General features: G+C 39.2%; 22 protein-coding genes. 1 reads left to right on the top strand and 21 read right to left on the bottom strand.

From position 1 onward, the window contains the following. Positions 1-50 precede the first annotated feature (50 nt). Positions 51-962, top strand: a complete 912-nt coding sequence (locus BET01_RS16395; protein ID WP_120197923.1) for an AraC family transcriptional regulator — start codon at positions 51-53, stop codon at positions 960-962. 439 nt (positions 963-1,401) lie between these two features. On the opposite strand, the gene BET01_RS16405 is transcribed toward BET01_RS16395, so the two are convergent. The 21 genes from BET01_RS16405 to BET01_RS21910 form a co-directional block, all read right to left on the bottom strand. Further along, on the bottom strand, positions 1,402-2,055 hold the full coding sequence (locus BET01_RS16405; RefSeq protein ID WP_120197927.1) for an ABC-2 transporter permease: 654 nt from the start codon (positions 2,053-2,055) through the stop codon (positions 1,402-1,404). Continuing rightward, on the bottom strand, positions 2,052-2,900 hold the full coding sequence (locus BET01_RS16410; RefSeq protein WP_120198074.1) for an ATP-binding cassette domain-containing protein: 849 nt from the start codon (positions 2,898-2,900) through the stop codon (positions 2,052-2,054). Before BET01_RS16410 ends, BET01_RS16405 begins: the two co-directional genes overlap by 4 nt. 5 nt (positions 2,901-2,905) lie before the next feature. Next, positions 2,906-3,277 carry a GntR family transcriptional regulator gene (locus tag BET01_RS16415; RefSeq protein ID WP_120197929.1) on the bottom strand — a complete coding sequence of 124 codons (372 nt, stop codon included), beginning with the start codon at positions 3,275-3,277 and terminating at the stop codon, positions 2,906-2,908. Between the two features lie 97 nt (positions 3,278-3,374). Next, a complete protein-coding gene (locus tag BET01_RS16420; protein ID WP_120197930.1) occupies positions 3,375-5,051 on the bottom strand; it encodes a methyl-accepting chemotaxis protein in 1,677 nt (558 codons plus the stop codon). 278 nt (positions 5,052-5,329) lie between these two features. Next, positions 5,330-6,358 carry a tocopherol cyclase family protein gene (locus tag BET01_RS16425; protein ID WP_120197932.1) on the bottom strand — a complete coding sequence of 343 codons (1,029 nt, stop codon included), beginning with the start codon at positions 6,356-6,358 and terminating at the stop codon, positions 5,330-5,332. 177 nt (positions 6,359-6,535) lie between these two features. Continuing rightward, positions 6,536-7,492, bottom strand: a complete 957-nt coding sequence (locus tag BET01_RS16430; RefSeq protein WP_120197933.1) for an L-lactate dehydrogenase — start codon at positions 7,490-7,492, stop codon at positions 6,536-6,538. Between the two features lie 73 nt (positions 7,493-7,565). Further along, complete coding sequence (locus BET01_RS22265; protein ID WP_158585088.1) at positions 7,566-8,402, bottom strand: methyl-accepting chemotaxis protein; 837 nt, start codon at positions 8,400-8,402, stop codon at positions 7,566-7,568. A 214-nt stretch (positions 8,403-8,616) separates the two neighbouring features. Continuing rightward, positions 8,617-9,315, bottom strand: coding sequence for an L-ribulose-5-phosphate 4-epimerase (locus tag BET01_RS16440; protein ID WP_120197936.1), 699 nt, complete (start codon positions 9,313-9,315; stop codon positions 8,617-8,619). 13 nt (positions 9,316-9,328) lie between these two features. Continuing rightward, the gene (locus BET01_RS16445; RefSeq protein ID WP_120197937.1) at positions 9,329-10,378 is read right to left on the bottom strand and encodes a hypothetical protein; all 1,050 of its coding nucleotides are present in this window, start codon (positions 10,376-10,378) and stop codon (positions 9,329-9,331) included. 14 nt (positions 10,379-10,392) lie between these two features. After that, the gene (locus tag BET01_RS16450) at positions 10,393-11,238 is read right to left on the bottom strand and encodes an L-ribulose-5-phosphate 3-epimerase (protein WP_120197939.1); all 846 of its coding nucleotides are present in this window, start codon (positions 11,236-11,238) and stop codon (positions 10,393-10,395) included. A 62-nt stretch (positions 11,239-11,300) separates the two neighbouring features. Further along, positions 11,301-12,062, bottom strand: coding sequence for a DeoR/GlpR family DNA-binding transcription regulator (locus BET01_RS16455; protein ID WP_120197940.1), 762 nt, complete (start codon positions 12,060-12,062; stop codon positions 11,301-11,303). Positions 12,063-12,158: 96 nt separating this feature from the next. Further along, positions 12,159-12,461, bottom strand: coding sequence for a PTS sugar transporter subunit IIB (locus tag BET01_RS16460; protein ID WP_120197943.1), 303 nt, complete (start codon positions 12,459-12,461; stop codon positions 12,159-12,161). Between the two features lie 14 nt (positions 12,462-12,475). Then, on the bottom strand, positions 12,476-13,960 hold the full coding sequence (locus BET01_RS16465) for a PTS ascorbate transporter subunit IIC (protein ID WP_120197945.1): 1,485 nt from the start codon (positions 13,958-13,960) through the stop codon (positions 12,476-12,478). 17 nt (positions 13,961-13,977) lie between these two features. Next, the gene (locus tag BET01_RS16470; protein ID WP_120197947.1) at positions 13,978-14,433 is read right to left on the bottom strand and encodes a PTS sugar transporter subunit IIA; all 456 of its coding nucleotides are present in this window, start codon (positions 14,431-14,433) and stop codon (positions 13,978-13,980) included. A 25-nt stretch (positions 14,434-14,458) separates the two neighbouring features. Further along, a complete protein-coding gene (ulaG, locus tag BET01_RS16475; protein ID WP_120197949.1) occupies positions 14,459-15,562 on the bottom strand; it encodes an L-ascorbate 6-phosphate lactonase in 1,104 nt (367 codons plus the stop codon). A 607-nt stretch (positions 15,563-16,169) separates the two neighbouring features. Further along, positions 16,170-16,376 (bottom strand): DUF7674 family protein, encoded by a 207-nt coding sequence (locus tag BET01_RS22610; protein ID WP_456298620.1) that lies wholly within the window; start codon positions 16,374-16,376, stop codon positions 16,170-16,172. A 122-nt stretch (positions 16,377-16,498) separates the two neighbouring features. Further along, positions 16,499-16,843, bottom strand: coding sequence for a ribonuclease toxin immunity protein CdiI (cdiI, locus tag BET01_RS16480; protein WP_207667641.1), 345 nt, complete (start codon positions 16,841-16,843; stop codon positions 16,499-16,501). A gap of 108 nt (positions 16,844-16,951) precedes the next feature. Beyond that, the gene (locus BET01_RS16485; RefSeq protein WP_207667642.1) at positions 16,952-17,161 is read right to left on the bottom strand and encodes a hypothetical protein; all 210 of its coding nucleotides are present in this window, start codon (positions 17,159-17,161) and stop codon (positions 16,952-16,954) included. Positions 17,162-17,304: 143 nt separating this feature from the next. After that, the gene (locus BET01_RS16490; RefSeq protein WP_120197954.1) at positions 17,305-17,523 is read right to left on the bottom strand and encodes a hypothetical protein; all 219 of its coding nucleotides are present in this window, start codon (positions 17,521-17,523) and stop codon (positions 17,305-17,307) included. Between the two features lie 13 nt (positions 17,524-17,536). Further along, positions 17,537-17,839, bottom strand: a complete 303-nt coding sequence (locus tag BET01_RS16495; RefSeq protein WP_120197956.1) for a hypothetical protein — start codon at positions 17,837-17,839, stop codon at positions 17,537-17,539. A gap of 14 nt (positions 17,840-17,853) precedes the next feature. Then, complete coding sequence (locus tag BET01_RS21910) at positions 17,854-19,554, bottom strand: EndoU domain-containing protein (protein ID WP_207667643.1); 1,701 nt, start codon at positions 19,552-19,554, stop codon at positions 17,854-17,856. Between the last annotated feature and the right edge of the window lie 4 nt (positions 19,555-19,558).

A 19,558-nucleotide genomic window follows, 5' to 3' on the forward strand; every position in this document is an offset into this window, starting at 1 on the left:
ATGGCCAATTTATGATATAATCGAGCCATTCTTTAAAAGGAGAACCATTTATGCAAAGCACAAAAATACGGACAGATGAATCCATGATGGAGCTAGTCTCCCATGGAACAAAGGGTTTTCCTTTTCAGTACTATTATGAAGATGTTGGGAAATTTGATAACAGGTGCATTGACTGGCACTGGCACAGAGAGTTTGAACTAGTTTCTGTTACAAAGGGCATCGTACAATGCTCGATTGGTAACATCAGTCACATTTTAGAAGACGGGGATGGACTTTTTATTAATTCAGGAGTTATACACCGGTTCGCTTCCGCAGGTAGCGCTGTGATTCCTAACCTGGTATTTTCACCAGAGTTTATGGCACCAGAGGGCAGTCTGATCCATGAGAAGTACATATCTCCCTTTCTCTCTTCGGGTATATCTCATGTTGTTTTAAAATCATTCATTCCCTGGCAGAAAAATATTCTTAATCATCTTCTTTTGCTTAACAGCACATGTGAAGACAAAGAATCCGCTTGGGAATTAAAGACTTTCACCTTGATTAGTCAGGTCTGGAAGGAATTATATGAGCACCGGAACGAACTGGTTACTATGGATAATACCGGAACCAACCGTATATCCCAATCCCGTTTCCGACGTATGACCTTGTTTATTGAGGAAAATTACAGAAGGCGGCTGACCTTAGATGACATTGCTGCATCTGTAGGAGTCAGCAAGCGAGAAGCATTACGCTGTTTCCAATGTTCGGTTCCCTTATCACCGATAGAATACCTTAACAAATACCGATTGAAACAAGCTTCCAACCTCCTTCTTTATACCAGCCACTCTATTACTGAAATAGCGGAGACTACTGGATTTGAGAGTACCAGCTATTTTGACCGGCTATTTAAAAGAGAATTTCGTACGACCCCAAGAAAGCATAGAAATGCTTCAAAAGACCAGACAAAGGGTATGGTTGATTAGAAAAAGATGATATAGAATAATAGGCTCCCCTTACCGCCCGCAGTTATTGGGATTTATACTGTTTGGGACAAGAGGAGCCTATTAGATTAGGGTGCCTTTTTTGCATTCATTTTAGGATCCATTAAGAGACAGTCATTTATTGATCGAATTGACTGCTTTATGGCACCAGAATTGGTCGTAAAATAAATCCTATCAAAAAGAATAGAAAAAAGTAAATAAGGACCAAAAGAAAGCAAATTTCTCCTGCCAACCGGAATTTAAACACACTGATTCCCTTGGTCCATTTATAAAAATAATATGAAATTAATACAATTCCAAATGTACCCAACAAGATTGGCAGCCAGGCCATTATAAGAAAAAGAAGATTCATGGTTTTACTCCCAAAAAACATACTCCTCTTATCTTCTCCTTTTTTCCTTTACTTATGAGTAAGGCTTTTTTAGAATTGTTTTTTCTCCATAATTTTCACAGATATACTATAAGAGATCACATAAGCCACAATACAAATACATGCTGTTATTCCAAAAAGATAAATAGGATTGATGGTATCTATCCGATCAATTACTTCAATCATACTCATACCAAATAACTTCCCTATTTTTGACAAACCAAACACTGCTGCAAAAGCTACAGCCGTCACTCCAATAAAAGCAATCCTTCCCTTCTCGGCTCCAAATTTAAACTGGATCGGAAGATTAACTGCGCAAAATAGTTGTATCATAAAAAGATACATGAGAGCAGTCGCAAAGATTGGTCCCATATCCAAATCCTTTGTAATCACTGATTTTAAGAGGACTGCTAGTAAAAACACAATCCAAACCGTAACGCTTATAAGGATGCCAAAACCATACTTCTCTTTCACATAATCTTTTCTGGTAAAAGGAAGGGTAAATAAAAACGAATAACCATTTTCGAACTCATCGTAGCTCATCGTAGTAAAGGTAAACATCATAGCCAGTAAGGTCATATAGCCAATCAAATATCCCGGATTAAAATTAACAAACATCATAAGCCCACAAATCATTGCGAATAAGATGTAAAACTTCGCTTGGTTTTTTAGTAAAATCAAATCCTTTATAAATAAACCTTTCATAATCGCTCACCTCGAATCATTAATGTGAGAACTTCATCAATCGTCCCTTTTTCCATCACCAAATCAGGATATTTATGGACATAAAAGTCCTTATGGTCCGTCAAACACCGATAGCCGTATGCTTCCTTATAGCGCCTTATGATATGCTGATGATCTAATTCTTTATATTGCTCATTTGTCGTCTTTAGCAGACCATAGCGGTCAAGGAGTACATCTGTCTCCTCGTGGAGAATGATTCTTCCTTGATCAATTAAGTAAACATCGTCACAAAGTGTCTCCAGATCCTTTGATATATGAGAGCTAATCAATATGGAGCGATCCCCCTCTTGCATGTAGGATCTGATATAATCGAGAAGCTCATCTCTGGCTATTACATCAAGTCCCGCGGTTGGCTCATCTAATATAAGTATTTTCGCATGATGGGACATAGCCACAATCAATTTCAGCTTTGCTTTCATGCCTGTCGAGAAATTTTTAATCATCTTATTAAAAGGAAGATTTCCTTCCTTGCACTTTTGTTCGAATCCTTCTTTATCAAACTTTTTATATAGATTCTTTAAAATGACAGTAAGATTTGAAATGGTAAGATAACCGCTAAATCCGGAATCATAATGAACCACCCCAATCTCTTCCCTGTCTTCTGCGGTCAGATCTTTCAGTTCTTTATTAAAAATCTGAATTCCCCCTCCATCCACAGAGATCAGTCCTAAAGCAGATTTAAATATTGTCGTCTTTCCTGCCCCATTCAGACCTACCAATCCTGTAATGTATCCTGTACGCAGCTCCAAAGAACAGTCCAGACTATATCCGTCATATCGTTTCTGTACGTTTTCCAATTTAAGCATCATAGTCAATCCTCCAAAATGATACGAAACATTTCTGTTATATCCTCATCGCTCATGCCACAACTGCGGCCTTTGCGTATGGCTGTCTCTAAATCCAATTCCACTTCTTTTCGTTTCTCCTCCAGTAATAGGCCTTGATTTGTGCAGGCTACGAAGCTTCCTTTGCCATGTACGGTAATGACAAAGCCCTCCTGCTCCAATACATCATAAGACTTTTTTACGGTCAAAGCGCTGACTCTCAACTCCTTAGCCAGACTGCGCACCGATGGAAGAGGCTCACCTTCCTTTAATTGGCCGTCCATAATCAAACCTTTAATTTGTACCACCGCCTGCTCATAGATTGGCTGCATGGATGAATTATTTATAATGATTTTCACAACATCCCTCCTATGCAAACAGCATATAACAGTTGGCGTAAAATGTCAACTGTTATATGCTGTTTATCATAAACTTTATGAATTTATTGATTTTATTTTACTTTTTAAGATGAAACTGGAAAATTAGATTTCTAAGGGACTGGGCCTGACCGGTAAGTTCTTCACTGGAAGCAGAATTCTCTTCTGCTGTCGCTGCATTCACTTCTACTACCTGAGATATCTGTCCAATTCCGCTATCAATCTGTCTGGCTGATATTGCCTGATCCTTTGAAGCAGAAGCTATACTTTCCACTTTCTTCATGATAACTTCTGTTCTGTCAACAATAATGCCTAATCCCATTGCCGTTGTATCTGCAATCACAGCTCCCATCTCCACTGCCTCCAGGGAGTTTTCAATCAGCTGCGTGGAGGTCTTTGCTGCGTTGGTACTCTGACTTGCTAGTAAGCTAACCTGATTTGCTACTACAGAGAATCCTTTTCCTGCTTCACCGGCTCTGGCGGCCTCTATTGATGCATTTAAGGCAAGAAGGTTTGTCTGGGAAGCGATATCATTGATGGTATTAATGATCTTATTAATCTCCTGGGAGGTGGTTCTAATTACCTCCATGGCACGTACCATCTCCTGCATATTTTCATTTTCCATAATAATATTCTTTGTCACATTGGTCATCTCATCGCTGATTTCAACTGCATTCTGTGCATTCTCTGAAATTCTTCCAGACATGTCCGTAATGGTATCTGACAGATCCTTAACGATGGCCGCCTGATTGGCTGCGCCTTCAGCCAATGTCTGAGCAGAGCCTGAGATCTGAACAGAGCCCATGGAAACCTCATCGGAAACCTGGCTGATATCTCCCAAACTTTGGGAAATCTTGCTGGTAAATAATTTAAGGGATTTCTCTATATTTCTGAAATCTCCTAAGAACTCATTTTTAAAGTTCACATTGAAATTACCGGTAGCCATGCTGTCCATGACAGAATCAATATCCTCAATATAAGATGCAATCTTTTGCATGGAAACTCTTAAGCTTTCAGCTACTCGCCCAATCTCATCTCCGGACTCGTAGGTGATTTGTGTATGAAGATTTCCTTCTGCTATATCTTTAGACGCTACTTCCAGCTCTCTTAATGGAACTACAATACTTGACGTGAGACGTCTTCCCATAACAATGGCTGTAACCAGTGAAATGATAGAAAAGATTGCGAGAAAGATGGATGCTATGTTTTCTACCCTTTGACTTGTCTCGTATTTTAGTAAAGCATCTTTATCGGATTTAGTTCCTGTACTATCCAGTGCATCTGCAAGCGCTTCTGAGGAAATATCAAAATCTGAATTATAATAACTAATCGCCTCTTTGATCTTACCAGCTTCTACAAATTCAACCAGATGATACGTATCTTCCTTGAATTTGCTTAATGCGTCTGCTAAATTCTGTCCCGTTTGTCCATCATTTAAGTTGGTTTTGATTACATTTATGTAGCCATCGATCTTGCCAAATCTCTTGTCAAAATCTTCTTTTTCCTCTGCTGTAACCGCAGGGTCATTTGATATAACTGCCCACAGAATTCGTTTATTAATGGTCTGGACATCTTTTCGGATTTCCATCTGTTTTTTTGTTGTCTCATATTGTACGTTATAGAAGGTAGTGAAATTATTACCTATAATACGAAAACTCACGAGTGAAAATACTGAAGAAAGAAAAATAATAAAAACCAGAACTGCAAATACCAGAATTAAGCGACGGGAAATCTTAAGTCTATTGCTTTTTTTCATAGGTGCTCCCCCTTTTATCCTAGGATAATGAATTTATAAATATAGTTTAATTATATCAACTATCTGCCATATTTCAACATATTTTGCATAATATAACAATTCTTTAAGGTAGTATCGTTTTTACAACGAAATCCATAGGAAAAACATTTGATTGCATTAACATTCTGTAAGATTTTGACAAATATTATATAAATTTCTAACTATTTTATCTTAGAGGAAATAACGCAAAAAGACCGGAGCTGATCCATATTGGATTTCGTGCTCCGGCCTCTTATCTATCATGATCCCGACTCATATTCAAAACTTACGTTATCACTAGCCAAATCAAAAATTAGTTTATCTCCTTTATAAAGAAGAAACCTTCCACGGTGCAAATGTCCTTCTTTAATATAGCGTGTCATTCCTCCCTTATCCGGGGCAAGTAGCTTATGACTAAAGGTGGGCTCTTTTGTCTTTCCCTGATTGCTTAAATAAACCTTCAAGCAATACTTTCCCTGTTTTATGACAACCGACGTTCTTCTTTTACAAATTACCTTTACACCAAGATAAGTCGCAAAGCGATATTCTCTTCCTTTATAATGGATGACGCAAATGCAGCCTTGAAAACTTCCACCCATAAACGGAATACTGGCGACAGACACCATAACAGAAGCTGGCTCCTTAAACTGGTTGCATTGCATCCACAGATAACTGTCCGGAAAGGATCTTCCTCGATCTCCTTCGATATACCCTCTTTCCCCTTCAAAGTCCAGCACCGTTCCATTTATTATCACTTTTCCATGAAGCGTATGGGCCATGCTAATCACTTCATGCCTGCATTCCATAAAAGGCACCAGTTCAAAGGGACCCATGATGGAATAACGGAGGGGACTTATGGGACCATAATGTATAATGCCATGAATGGAAATGTCCTGAGATTGGATATTCAAACGAATCCCCCGGTGAGAAAATACATTTCGTCCAAGCATGATCCTGCTTTGCCTTTTATCAACCAAATAATCATCTTCCGAAAATTCCAGATAATAGGAAGTCTCATTCCAAATGACCTGGAGAAACGGGTGCCTAGTCCCATCCTCCTCCACACTGACTCCGGGAATCAGTGCCAGAACGCTATTCTTATTCTGATGTTTAAAGTACCAGCCTTCAAAAAAGGCAAAGTTAGCAGTTTTATAAAAGGAGGTCACACAAGAATCTCTTAAACTGTCTCTAAGCAAAACAGTTCTTGTCTTTATCTGTTTATTTAACCGTTTTATTTCACCCATGCTTTCTGGTCTTTTTTGCATAGAACACTTTTTATCATACGGCATTTGTCCTCAGTCTCCCATCTGTTGAAATTTCTATATCATTTTAAGCATAGGGTTACCAAAATTTATGATCTGTAGTCAGCTTATGGGCTGAAAATCATATCAAATATTAATTTGTAAGAAATCGATAAAAAAGAAGCCTCACTGGCATATGTTTCATAAACCAATGAGACTTTATACTTAAATTTCTTTTAAAATTTTATCTGTATATTCTTTTATTATTTCTGCGGAGCTTTTGAACTTTTCCAGCTCTTCCTTGGTCATGTGTATCTCAAGAATATCTGCTGCTCCGGTCCTGTTAAGTATGGTAGGTACTCCGGCATAAACACCTTCCTGACCATATTCTCCTTCTAACAGAGTGGAAACGGGTATGATTCTGTTCTCATCGTAAAGAATTGCTTTAATAATTCCAGCGCAGGTGGTGGCAATACCATAATAAGTAGTTCCTTTTCTTTGGTAAATCTCCCAGCCCTCTCTTACGGTCTTCTTTACAATCTCATCAAGATCTACATCTCCAAGCATGTCTTTATTGTCTTGAATAATATCTTGAAATGGTTTTCCAGCTACTGTTACGGTGGACCATGGTACCATCTGAGAATCTCCATGTTCTCCCATAGAATAGGCATAAATACTTCTTGGGTCAACATTCACCAACTCAGCAATAAAATTCTGCAGTCTAGATGTATCAAGAGCACTTCCTGTACCGATAACCTGATTTTTGGGAAGCCCTGATAAATGATGCACGTAATGAGCCATAATATCAACTGGGTTTGAGACAACGATAAAAATCCCGTCAAATCCACTTGCCATAATTGGGTCTACGATGGTTTTTACTATCTTTGCACTAACTTCCAAGGTATCAAGCCTGGTTTGCCCTTTCTGAGGCGGTGCTCCGGCAGTAATTACAATAATGTCTGCATCACCGCAATCTTTGTAACTTGCAGTCCGTACCTTTACGTTGCGGTCTAAATACTTGATGGTGTCACGGAGATCCATAACTTCTCCAAGTGCTCTCTCTTCATTAATGTCTATCATCAGGATCTCATCACAGATCCCCTGGGTCACAAGGCTAAATGCAGTGGAAGAACCTACTAAGCCGCAGCCAATAATGGCTATTTTTGATGTTTTTATCTTCATGAGTCGATTCCTTCTTTTTGTTTAGAGTCATGATTATCATAACTCAAAAACAGATTTTTATCAAAGGATTTTTCTACAGATGTTCTAATATCCCTTCCAGCTTCTTCGCTGTGGTATTTAACTCACTGATGGAATTGACTATGGTTTTAAATTCCTGGGTTTCTTCAATGAAGATATTGTTTGATTCGGTGATTTTGCTGTTTATGGCAGTGATAGAGGCATTGATGCTCTTTAAAACTGTATCAATCTGACCGATGGAATCGTTGGTTGATGCAGACATCTTTCTGATCTCTCCTGCTACCACGGTAAATCCTCTGCCAGCTTCTCCTGCTCTTGCAGCTTCTATGGCCGCATTCAGGCCCAAAAGATTGGTCTGAGTGGAAATATCCTTTACAAAGTCCAAAATGCCATCGGTATTTCTTGTGCTTTCATTTGCTTCATTTACCTTTACTGATATTTCAGCATTCATATTTTTTAACTGTTCGATGCCAGTGGATACGCTTTTTGTTGATCCTTCAATTTGAGTAATTCCAGTAGATAAGCTATTAATCATGCTGACCAGATTATTTCTTCTCTCCAGACTTTTTCCAAGAGTCAATACACCGATTACTTTTCTTCCCTTATCAAAAATAGGAACGGCATAAGATTTAAATGGAATTCCATAAACCGTAGCAGGAACATCCATAACTGTCACTCTCCCACTGTTAAGGGTCTCTCTGATTGCACCTCCGACGGGTATTAAATCTCCTGCTTGTGTAGTAAATCTTAACTGATTTCCGTTCTCAATTAATATAAATTTTTGTGTGTCAGTCAATGCGAACGCCACATCATCCTCAAATAAATTGGATAAAAATGGGATTACCTCATAAAATGAATTTAATAACTGGTGTGTTGTATTCTGATCGTACATAATAACTTCCCCCTTCATTTGTCAAACCGTCTTATGTAATTATCTAGACAGATACTCAAATTTTATCATCTGTAAAATAATTCTATTTTATTATATCCTTAGTGGTATGTCAATGCGAAGGGCTACAAGCTTTGGATTATTTATCTATAAATTCAGCAAAATGTAACATTATTTTAAAGAAAGAACGATCCATCTTATGAAAATGTAAAAATATTTACTTGGCAGACTTCTGCCCATAGTATGAGTTAGCTCCATGTTTTCTCATATAATGCTTATCAAGAAGCTCTTTTGGCGCTGGTTTCACTTCAGGGTTAATCTGTTCACACCTTGCTGCCATCTTCGCCACTTCCTCCAAAACCACACTATGATGAACTGCCTCTTTTGCATTCTTCCCCCAGGCAAATGGCCCGTGGTTTTTGCACAGGCAGGCAGGAACTGCCATATAATCCTTATCAATATAATACTCTGTGATCAGTCGTCCCGTATTCATTTCATAGGCACCGTTTATTTCCTCTTCACTCAGACAGCGAAGACATGGGATTTCGCCGTACATATAATCTGCGTGAGTAGTGCCGTAACAGGGAATCCCTCTTCCTGCCTGTGCCCAACTCGTTGCCCAGGAAGAATGAGTATGTACCACGGCTCCTATTTTGGGAAATGCTTTATAAAGTTCCAGATGAGTGGAGGTATCAGAGGACGGGTTTAAGCTTCCCTCTACAATATTTCCTTCCAGATCCACTACAACCATATCTTCAGGACGGAGTTTTTCATATTCCACCCCACTTGGTTTTATCACAAAACATCCGCTTTCTCTTTCAATTCCACTTACATTTCCCCAGGTAAATGTCACGAGTCCATATTTGGGTAAGTCCATGTTCGCTTCGTATACCTGACGCTTTAATTCTTCCAGCATTTGAATTCCTCCTCTATGGTGCAATCCGGTACATGGCGATCTCATCGGTCTCACGATTGGCGCTAATTAGTATATCAATCCCATCTTTTATTAGATGACATACATTAGCCGGACCGCAGTCTTTGTCAAGCACTTCCCATTGGTACTGTCTGTTCGCTTTGTTCCAGGTAAATAAAAGAAGATTCCGTTCTCCTTGTCTGTGTCCCACCACGAGAGTTGGTTTACCACATAAGTCTCCACCGTAGATGGCATGAGTAAATTCCGCCGTTTTTTCATATTCATATACTTTATGAAAGCTTCCGTCTTGCTTTTTATAAATGGAAATCTGATCTCCGTGAAAGGGCGACAAAACGGCGAGTTCCTTTTCTCCATCTTCATCAAGATCCACAAGAACAGCATCGCTTGCAGGGGTATTTAAAAGCTCTTTTATTTGCCAAGGCTCCTCTTGGAACGCAGGCGGAATCACCTGACAGATTCCTCCTTCAAAAGAAACAAGTGCTGTTTCCACCCCGTCTTCCATCACTGGGTAGTAACCGTGATTCCGAAACATGCCCTCTTTTATGACCTCAAGTTTCAGAGGGTTATCCTCATGAAATCCGCTTAAGTCTTTAGGAAGTACAGCAGCGTAAACCTTACCTGGACTAGACCAGTCTTCCTTGTATTCGTGTCCAGATTTTAATGTACAGGCCAGCAGATAGTGAATCCCATTTCTCTTAAGGATATCGAACCGATGGATGTGGGGCAACTTGACAAGCGTCCTGATTTGCCAGTCTCCATTCGCTTTGGGGGTCACAATTACAATTTCTGATTCCTTGGAATCATTGGGGGAATAAAATCTTTGAGTAGCCAGAAACTGCCCATCAGTACCTGGAACCTGCACCATGGACATAGTTCCTCCTGGTCCTTCCCATATCGTATCCACTAAAACCCCATCCATGTTAAATAACAGGCAGCGATCCTCTTTCTCAGCTGCCACAAGGAAATGTTGTTCTTTCCTATATTTTAATGGAACGATGGAATAACACTTTGTCAAATGCTCCAATACCTTTTTCTCTACTTTCATCCCAAGCTCCCCTTTCAGCACTGTTGATCCAATATTTCTGTCATCCTACGGTTGGCATCGTTAAGATCGTTCATCCAATCAGCATTTCCGGTAAACCAAAACTCCGTTACGTATTTACGAATTCCAAGCTCCCAGGCTGTCTGTATGGCACGCTCAAAGTCCACATGTCCGGAACCAAAAGGAATCTCCCTGAATTTTCCTGGTACCGTCTCCTTTAAATGCATGGCGACCAGATGCCCTTTTCCTGCGCGAAGATCATCTAGGGCATCGGTTCCATATGTTTTTGCTGCATTGGTGATGTTTCCGATATCTGGATAGACGTTGAGATACATAGAAGATACTAGTTTTACATACTCCATGGACTTTTCCACCGTATTCATAAACTCGGTTTCCATGGTTTCAAATCCCAGCACGACTCCAGCCCGTGCCGCAATTTCAGTGGCCTTTTTTAAATTGTCTAGGAAATATTCCTTTGTATCTGGACTGGAATCTTCGTAATAGACATCGTAGCCAGCAAGCTGAATGATTCTTATACCTAAATCATCCGCCAACTGAATGGCTTTCTTCATAATGTCCATTCCCATTTCACGAACCTTAGGGTCTTGACTTCCAAGGGGATATTTCCGGTGTCCGCTAAGACACATGGTGCGTATGGGAAGTCCCACAATCTTCATCATACTAATGAGTTCCAGACGCTCCGCCTGGGACATGGACAGACGGCTTAGCTTTTCTTCTGTTTCGTCGATGCTGATTTCTACGAAATCATACCCGGCTGCTTTTGCCGCCTCCAGCTTTTCTTTCCATCCAAGCCACGAGGGCATGGATTTTTCATATAATCCAAGGGTATATGCCTTTTCCATAAATTTGCCTCCATACAGATGCAATCAAAATGGAAGCCCGGGCATTGTTCCATTATGATTGGTTATATATCTTTTCGTGAGACCACGTACACCGTTACACCTTTTTCTCTTATGAGATCAAGGGCTTCCGTGGACGCTTTCTCATCGGTAATCAGATATTTTATTTTGTCTATGGGGCAGCTAACAAAGCTGCTGTTCTTTCCGATTTTCGTGTGATCCGCTAGGACGTATACTTCCTGGGTCGCATGATTGACCATCATTTCATTTATACTGACTTCATTAAATATTTCTGTTGTCATTCCATTTTCTGCACTGATGCCGGAGCATCCGATAAACGCTTTCTTCGCATAAATCGTCTGTAAGTTCCGCAATGCAAAATCTCCCACCATGGCTTCCTTTGGATAGCGCAGTTCGCCACCTGTCAGCACCACATTGACTTCCAAAGAGTGCTCACAGTGAATTGCTTTTCCGTTATTGGTTATAACCGTTACATTGGAGCAAGATATATGCTCCAGAAGCTTTAGTGCATTGCTGCTGGTGTTGATAAACAGTGTGTCGTTATCCGTTACAAGTCCTGATGCAAACTCAGCAATCAGCTTCCGGTATAAGGTCACTTCATCCACCGGATTCCTGGACGCAATAGCTCCTCCATGGGTTCGAACCAGTAATTTTCTATCTTCTAAGTACTGCAAATCTCTTCGGATGGTGATCAAAGATACTTCTAACATCTTTGCCAGTTCATCCACCCGCACCCTGGGGTTTTTCTGCATCAGCTCCAGGATGCGGTTTCTTCTATTATCTACACAAGCTCTGTCCTTTTTCATTTTCCTACCTCTCAACTCATAAAGATATGATTTATCATCCTCATTATAGCCTTTTAAGGAGCTTGTGTCACTTATTTTATGTTCGTTTTGATTGAATTAAATAATCCCATTGTCCTTCATTTTTTGCTCCATCTCCTGAGGAGACATGATATTACGCAATCCGATCACCAGGGTTCCTTTTTCCTGAGCACCTTTAAACATGCTTGCAAAGTTTTGAGCACAAAATACAACATCGTATTGGGCTGCTGCGGTCTTTCCTTCTGAAAGGGCACAGTGATGAACCTTTGAAGGTTTTAAACCCACCTTGTCAAGGACCTTTTGCATGGTCATCTTCATCATAAGACTGGAGCCTGCACCATTGGCGCAGCAAACCATAAAACTCATATGTTCTTTTATCATAATCCTTCTCCTTCTTATTCCTGTTTCATTCCTTTAAGTTCTTTGTAAGCTTCGTAGTTTTCTGTAATAAGGAAATATCCTTTTTTATCCTTCCGGTATTGGATCTGAGGTATTGCCACCAAAACAGCCACAACGATAGCGACTCCGCCATAACTTAAATACTTCATAACTCCGGTCATAACAGGCCACACGACAGCCCAATCCCACATGCCAAGATATCCACCGTAAGCTGCCATTCCGACCCAACCAGCAATGAGAGCCGACCCAAAAACCTGACAGATTCCAGAGAAGAAAGGAAGGATAAGAGCTGCCTTGACTCCCCCCTTTTCATTGGCAAACACTGCAATGGTCGCATTGTCAAAGAATACTGGAACGAAACCACAGATAACAAGCACCGGACTCTTTAAAACAATGAGAGTGATGATAGCCAAAATCTGTCCCACGAACCCGGCAAGGAAGCCAAGAGGAACCGCATTGGCAGAGCCGAAACCAAATACAACTGCGCAATCAACTCCTGGAAGAGAACCTGGAAGCAGTTTATCTGCAATTCCCTGGAAGGAGGCGGTCAGTTCTGTAACGAAGGTTCTGACCCCAAGCTGCAAGATAGCCAAGTAGACGGAAAAGTACAAGCAGGTCTGTATGACATAGAAGAACATGCTGGCTCCTTCTTTCATGAACTTCTGCTCCACCAGATAATCCCTGCCTAGAACACAGAGAATGGTGCCGAAGAACATTACCATAAGAATGGAAGTGCATACCATGTTTTCATTAAATATGGACATAAATCCTGGTAGTTCAATATCATCAATTTTTTTAATACTCTTACCATCTTTTTTTCTTCCAAATAGCTTTTCTGCCAGCCAGGTATTAATAGCAATCCCAAACATCTGCTGATGAGCCAGGCAGAATCCCGCACCATCGGTCAGCTCCTGACATGGCTTAATGGTCAAGTTGGAACCAACGGCCCAGTATGCACCCAGAATCAAAGCCATTACGATTAGAAGGGCAACATTATTGTTTAACAGAAATGGACAAGCAAACAGGATCAGCCAATAAGCGGTTGCGGCCTGCTGCACTTGTACATGACCAGTGGTAAACAGTGCTCTCATCTTTGTTATCTTACGAAAACGTACCAATAGGATGTTTACGATAAATGCAATGAGAAGAAGGATCATAGCATTGCCAAATGTCTTACCAAATACTTCTTCCACTCCCGCAGTTACTGCGTTCTGGCCAAAGTAAGGATCAATAACCATGGCATTCATGTTAAAACGATCTTTCAGCCCCACCAGCACGGGACGGAAATTACTAACCAAACCACCAGAGCCTACGGTCAGAATCAAATACCCTACTATTGCCTTTATCACTCCGGCAAGAACATCGTACCATGGCTTTCCCAGCAGCACATATCCGATCATAACGATCAATCCAATCATAAATGCCGGCTGCTGTAGTACATTGACTGCAAAGAACGACCAAACCTTCAATAATATATCCATAAGAACCCCTCCCATGATTAATCCAGATAATCTTCCTGAATCTTTAGTAAATCTTCCGGTGTCTCCGCTAACATTAGCGCTTCCACCGCCCCTTCATTCATTAAAAGCTCCGACAGCTTTGTCATGTTTTGCAAATGTTGCTCTGAGTTACAGGAAGCAAGAGTGAAAAACAGTTTTGCCTCCTTATCTTCTTCCCCCGGCGAAAAACTTACCGGATTGTTCAGTCTCATGAAGCCGATTGCAGTTTTGTGTACCCCCCTGGCACATTCCTGCGAATGCGGCATTGCAACATTTGGCATGATAATTATGTATGGACCGTACTTTTTGATACAACGAATGATATCTTCCTTGTAGTTTGCTTCCACGGTTCCATCTGATTCCAAAGCCTCACAACTCATGCGGACTGCTTCTTCCCAGTCGGCTGCTTCTTTGGCAAATTTATAATGCCCCAGTTTTACAAATTCTCTTAACATCTTACCCCTCCCCGGATTTTATTTTCTACAAACAGGAACGGAACGGTATGTTCTGAGGAGCTTCAAAGCAATCATCAAATCCTCTTGGGTGATGGTACGCCTTTTTTTCCCGGTCCACAGGGTACACGTATTTGCCGCCTGCTTCCCAGAAGAATGGATGGAATTGATAGTCAAGACGATCCTTTTTCATGTCGTAGAGAACCCTAATCTCATTGACATCTGCCATGAAATTCGTCCAGACATCGTAGTGAATGGGGATGACCACATCGCATCTTAATGATTCCGCCATTCGAAGCACGTCGCAGGAAGTCATTTTATCCGCCATTCCAACGGGATTTTCTCCGTAGGAGCCGAAAGCCACATCTACCTTATGATCCTTTCCGTGTTTTGCAAAGTATATGGAATAGTGGGAATCTCCGCTGTGATAAATGTTGCCTCCTGGGGTTTTTATTAGGTAATTAACTGCTTTGTCATCCATATCTACCGGACATACTCCTGTTAGTTCTTCTCTGTCTTGGCCTGTGGAATCTGTGGTTACCAGGCAGGTTCTGTCAAAGGAATCAAGGACTACGATCTCAATATCTTTGATTCGTATGGTATCTCCGGGACGTACGATCTTACACTGTTCTTTTGGAACTCCCCATTTGATCCAGGTTTCCACTGATTTTAATGGGCCTATAAATGGGACTGGGATTTGTTTTCCATCTTGGTCTGTAGTCGTCATACCGGTTTGGATTACGTGGGCCGCGTATTCTGCACTCATGTGGTCCTGGTGGTAGTGAGTTGCTAGTACTGCATCCACTTGACGGATTGCAAATGGGTCGATGACAAATGGGACTGCTCTTAGGTTCGGCTGCATGTTTCTGGCTCCACACATATTTGCCATTTGATGCCCGACCGCCATCTTTCCGTCTCCGTGGGTTCGCTTTCCGTTTCCACACCATAAGTCAATGCTCAGATTGCAGCCTCCTGGGGTTTTGAACCAGATGCCAGTGCAGCCAAGCCACCACATGGCTACAGTGCCGGGTTTTACTTCTTCTCTTTCGATTTCTTCGTTCAGCCAGGTTCCCCACTCTGGGAACGTACTCATGATCCATGATTCTCTGGATATTTCGTTTATCTTGCTCACGCCTTCTCCTCCTTTGATCTTAATGTCTGTTTTTTATGTTCTTTTTATTTCTTAAGGTCATGTTATCATGGTTTATGATAGTTATCAATAGATTTATATGAACGTTTATACTTTATATGTTCGTTAGTGTATTTTTGTAACATTATACAGATTTTTGGAGTTTTTTTGTGCAGTTTTATGGGGTTGATTTATTCTAGTACTATAACAAATGAGTTTCCATATCTCCAATCAGTAATCAGCATACAAAAATAGATGGTCAGAATTATCTGGCCACCCATATCTTTATGACTTAATATTTGTTTTTCTTATACCCCAACCACCTTGCTCCATTCGAATCACATACATAAGGTTAATAGCGTTATATACTCTGTTCAACCAATCAGTTCCCCCACTGACAATCTCAGATGGCAACGTTAACTCAATTTAAATCGTTTATGCATTAATTCTGCAAGGGCTAAATAACTTATCTGCAACAAACCAATGAGAGATGACTACGAAATTATGAACGACTCCAATAAACCATAACCAATTAACATATATCTTTTAATTAATTCTTATTAAATTTGGATGTTACAAATCAATGATTAAATTAAAAACAGTTGGGTATTTATATTCCTCGAATTGCTTCAATTAAAAGTTTCTTCGTTTTTGGTCCTATATATTTCTGAGCAATATCTAAGATATCCCTGTCATCCCCTAATATTTCTAACACAGTTATTGAAAAAATATTAATCAAATGTTCATCCCCACAGTTAGATATCTCCTCAAAATACTCTGGACTTGTGTCAATAACGTAGACACAAGTCCACAACACAAAACACTGATTGATTGTAATTTCAAATTTCTACTTAAAATTCAAATTACATAAATTGACAAACAAAGTGGTGATTTTATTTATTTTTAAACTTTATCGAATTAATTTTTTTTATTTTCTAATTATTCTATATTGTATTTTTGCTTATATTTATTTAATAACTTATTTAAAGTTTCTTGTTTATCCGGATAATCATCCATAAAAGATGAACAAATTATTTGTAGATATTTATATAAAGTTTCATAATCAATAACTATCTCTTCGCCACTATGTAGACCAAACTCAACACCTCCAAATATGCCTCCTGTTGCAATGTCATACTCATCTAAGTCATCTGGAAAAACACAAGCCCCAAAGTTTTCTCCAAATCCTCTCCCCTCACTTATTCCTTCTATAATCTGAATAAACCTTTCATCACTGACCATATTAAAAACTACTTGTACTGGAAAGTGTTCTTTATCCAGCATATTTTGATCATAAAGTCTAAAATCTCTTTTTATAATTAATCCCCTAATCGTTTTTTATTGTTCTGGATAAAACGATGTAATGTCCCCATTTCCATCACTATATCCTCTCTATTTTACTCCAGCACCATCATTGCCAACCCATTCTCTTGGTAATACACCATCAGTGCTTTTAGAAAGGGCATCATTAGCTACTTGAACTCCTTTTTCCATGTAAACTTCATCACTGATAACATTAGGATCATAAATTGTTTTAACTTTTGTTACTCCACTTTGATATTCTCCTGGTATTGGAGTTCCTGCCCTATCTAATTTGGGCATTTGATATTCAATCGTTTCAACACCTTCTAGCGTTGGATGTGGAGTGGTCCTTACAATTTGAAAAAAACTTAAAAATTTAATTATAAACTATAACCAATGGACTTATATCTAATTAATAATACAAATCTATTAAAATTATTAATCTACAAATATTTAATCCGATCAATATCTCCGAAAAGTGTTTGTAGAGCCTGTTTTTCATTGAGTGTAAGGTTATTAAAATATGTTTCTGTTAATACTCTATTTTGTTGAAAAATACTTATTAATTCAACTTTGTAAATATTGGATTTTTCGGGATAAAGCTGAGAACGTCCAAGTTTCTTGCGCACTTCTGTACGATATTCGTAGAAGTCATTAAACATATTATAAACTCCTCTATTCTGAATAATCCTTAGCTAAACTAATTATTGGATCTAAATTTAGATTTGGAAATTTATTCCTAAGATTTTCAAGTTCCATTATATAATTATCACTTTTTAAATTATATGCAACATCTTCAAAAATAGCAGATAAAAACTCAATTTCCTTTTCATTACATCCACATAAATAATTAGTTGTATTTTCTGAATCAACACTAAGTAACTGTGTTAATTCATCCCAAATATCACTAATTGATGGATCGTTTATGTCCAACAGCATACCCTCACAAATTAAATTTGTTACTTTTTCATTTAGCATATATTCTTTCCTTTCTATGGTTGAATCGCATTTGGGAATATGGTTGCAGGTTTACCATTAGTGTATATTACTCCAACTTCAACACCATCGCATATTCCATAAATCGGAACACCGTTAGTAATAGTTTTGCCCTTATGTAATTCAACTACGTATTCCCCTGCTTTTTTAATTTTTGTTGCATCCCAATTATCTGGAAACCATGACTGGCCTGTTCCTATTCTCTTTAGAGGATTTTTATGATCTGGAATATTTCCAATTCTAACACCGTTATCATAAGTTTTTTCAATATTATATGAAATTCCATTTTTCTCCAAGAAGTCAATATTGCCTTGTCCATGCCCACCACCTTTTACTTTTGATACTGAACCTGTTTTGGGATTGTATGTAAAATCTCCTATTGTTGAATGCTTTATTGTATCTTGGCTTATACTACTTACAGTTTTACCCGCCCCCTCAATAACCTCTCCTGCCTTTCCAGTACCATTTGTAACCCCTTCCTCCACTGCCTTACCAGCAACTACCGCTTCTTCTTCTACAGTTCTAAATATGACACCGCCACTTTTAGTTATTGTGGATGCCTCTTTTTCTGCTTGCGTTAGCGCTTTCATTTTCTGGAGCTCTTGAGTAGTTTTTGCCCCCTCACCAGCTTTCCCCCATGCTGACAGGGCTACGAAAGAAAATAATTCGAATGCAATTCTTCCCTCAAGTCTTGCCTTCTCCTGAGGTTTTGCCTCATAGACAAAATGGTCAGAATAATCGTGAATTTTTTTTAATAAGGCTGGGACAATTACCGGACTGTCCTTAATTAAAGTGTAAACATTTTTCATAAACTCACTTGGATCTATAGCCAATTCAATCAAAGAGTCAGCCATTCCAACCCCACCGTCAATTAACGCTCCACCAGCATTGGCCCCAATTACAGATGACATATTTGTATTATTCATTATATTATTAATAGTAGTCAACTTATCAGCGTGATTAAGGTAACCTCCTGCGGCATTGGAATACATGGCCCAATTTATGATAGCAAGCAAATGGTTTGTCTTAACAGATTCCAATGGTAAAGGTCCATTCTCCTTATAGTCACTGCTGTTCGTAAATGATCCAATTACGTTTGATATAACTGGGATCTGAGCATTATACACGTCATTCCCAAATTGGTTAAACTGGTTTTTCACATCAATTTGAAATAGCTCATACGTCAATTTCAAATATTTTTTTTTGTACTTCTGTGGCATCATTGCTCTTAACACTTTAATAGAGGATGGCATCGCCGGACTACTTAAAGTCATGTCAATAACATAACCAAAAGCATCACTCTGCAACTGTCCACGTATGATATCCTCTCGTTTAATTACTTCAGTTTTATTATACTCGTCTATAAGATTAACAATTTTTCCCATTGTACTCAAGCTTGTATTGTACACTTTGGGTTGATTCACTTGTGTTTTATTGCTGGTTTGTGCTGTAGTGGCATCTTCCTTTTTAACAGGTGTAACCATCTTCGGAACTGCCAATGCCTTTTGTATCCGACTAACAGTTGATGCAACAGCAGGAGAATTAACCACAGGCAATAATTTAGCCGCCACCTTGCCTAAACTGGAGTTTTTAATATTATTTATTTGTGGCTGAAATGCTTTTTTTGCTAATTCTATAGCTGGTTTTACACATTTTGATATTAAGGTCTTGGATACTTTTAACAGATTATTAAACACGCAT

It is taken from the genome of Lacrimispora algidixylanolytica (assembly GCF_003609635.1).
In the GTDB taxonomy this organism is placed as follows: Bacteria; Bacillota; Clostridia; order Lachnospirales; family Lachnospiraceae; genus Lacrimispora; species Lacrimispora algidixylanolytica.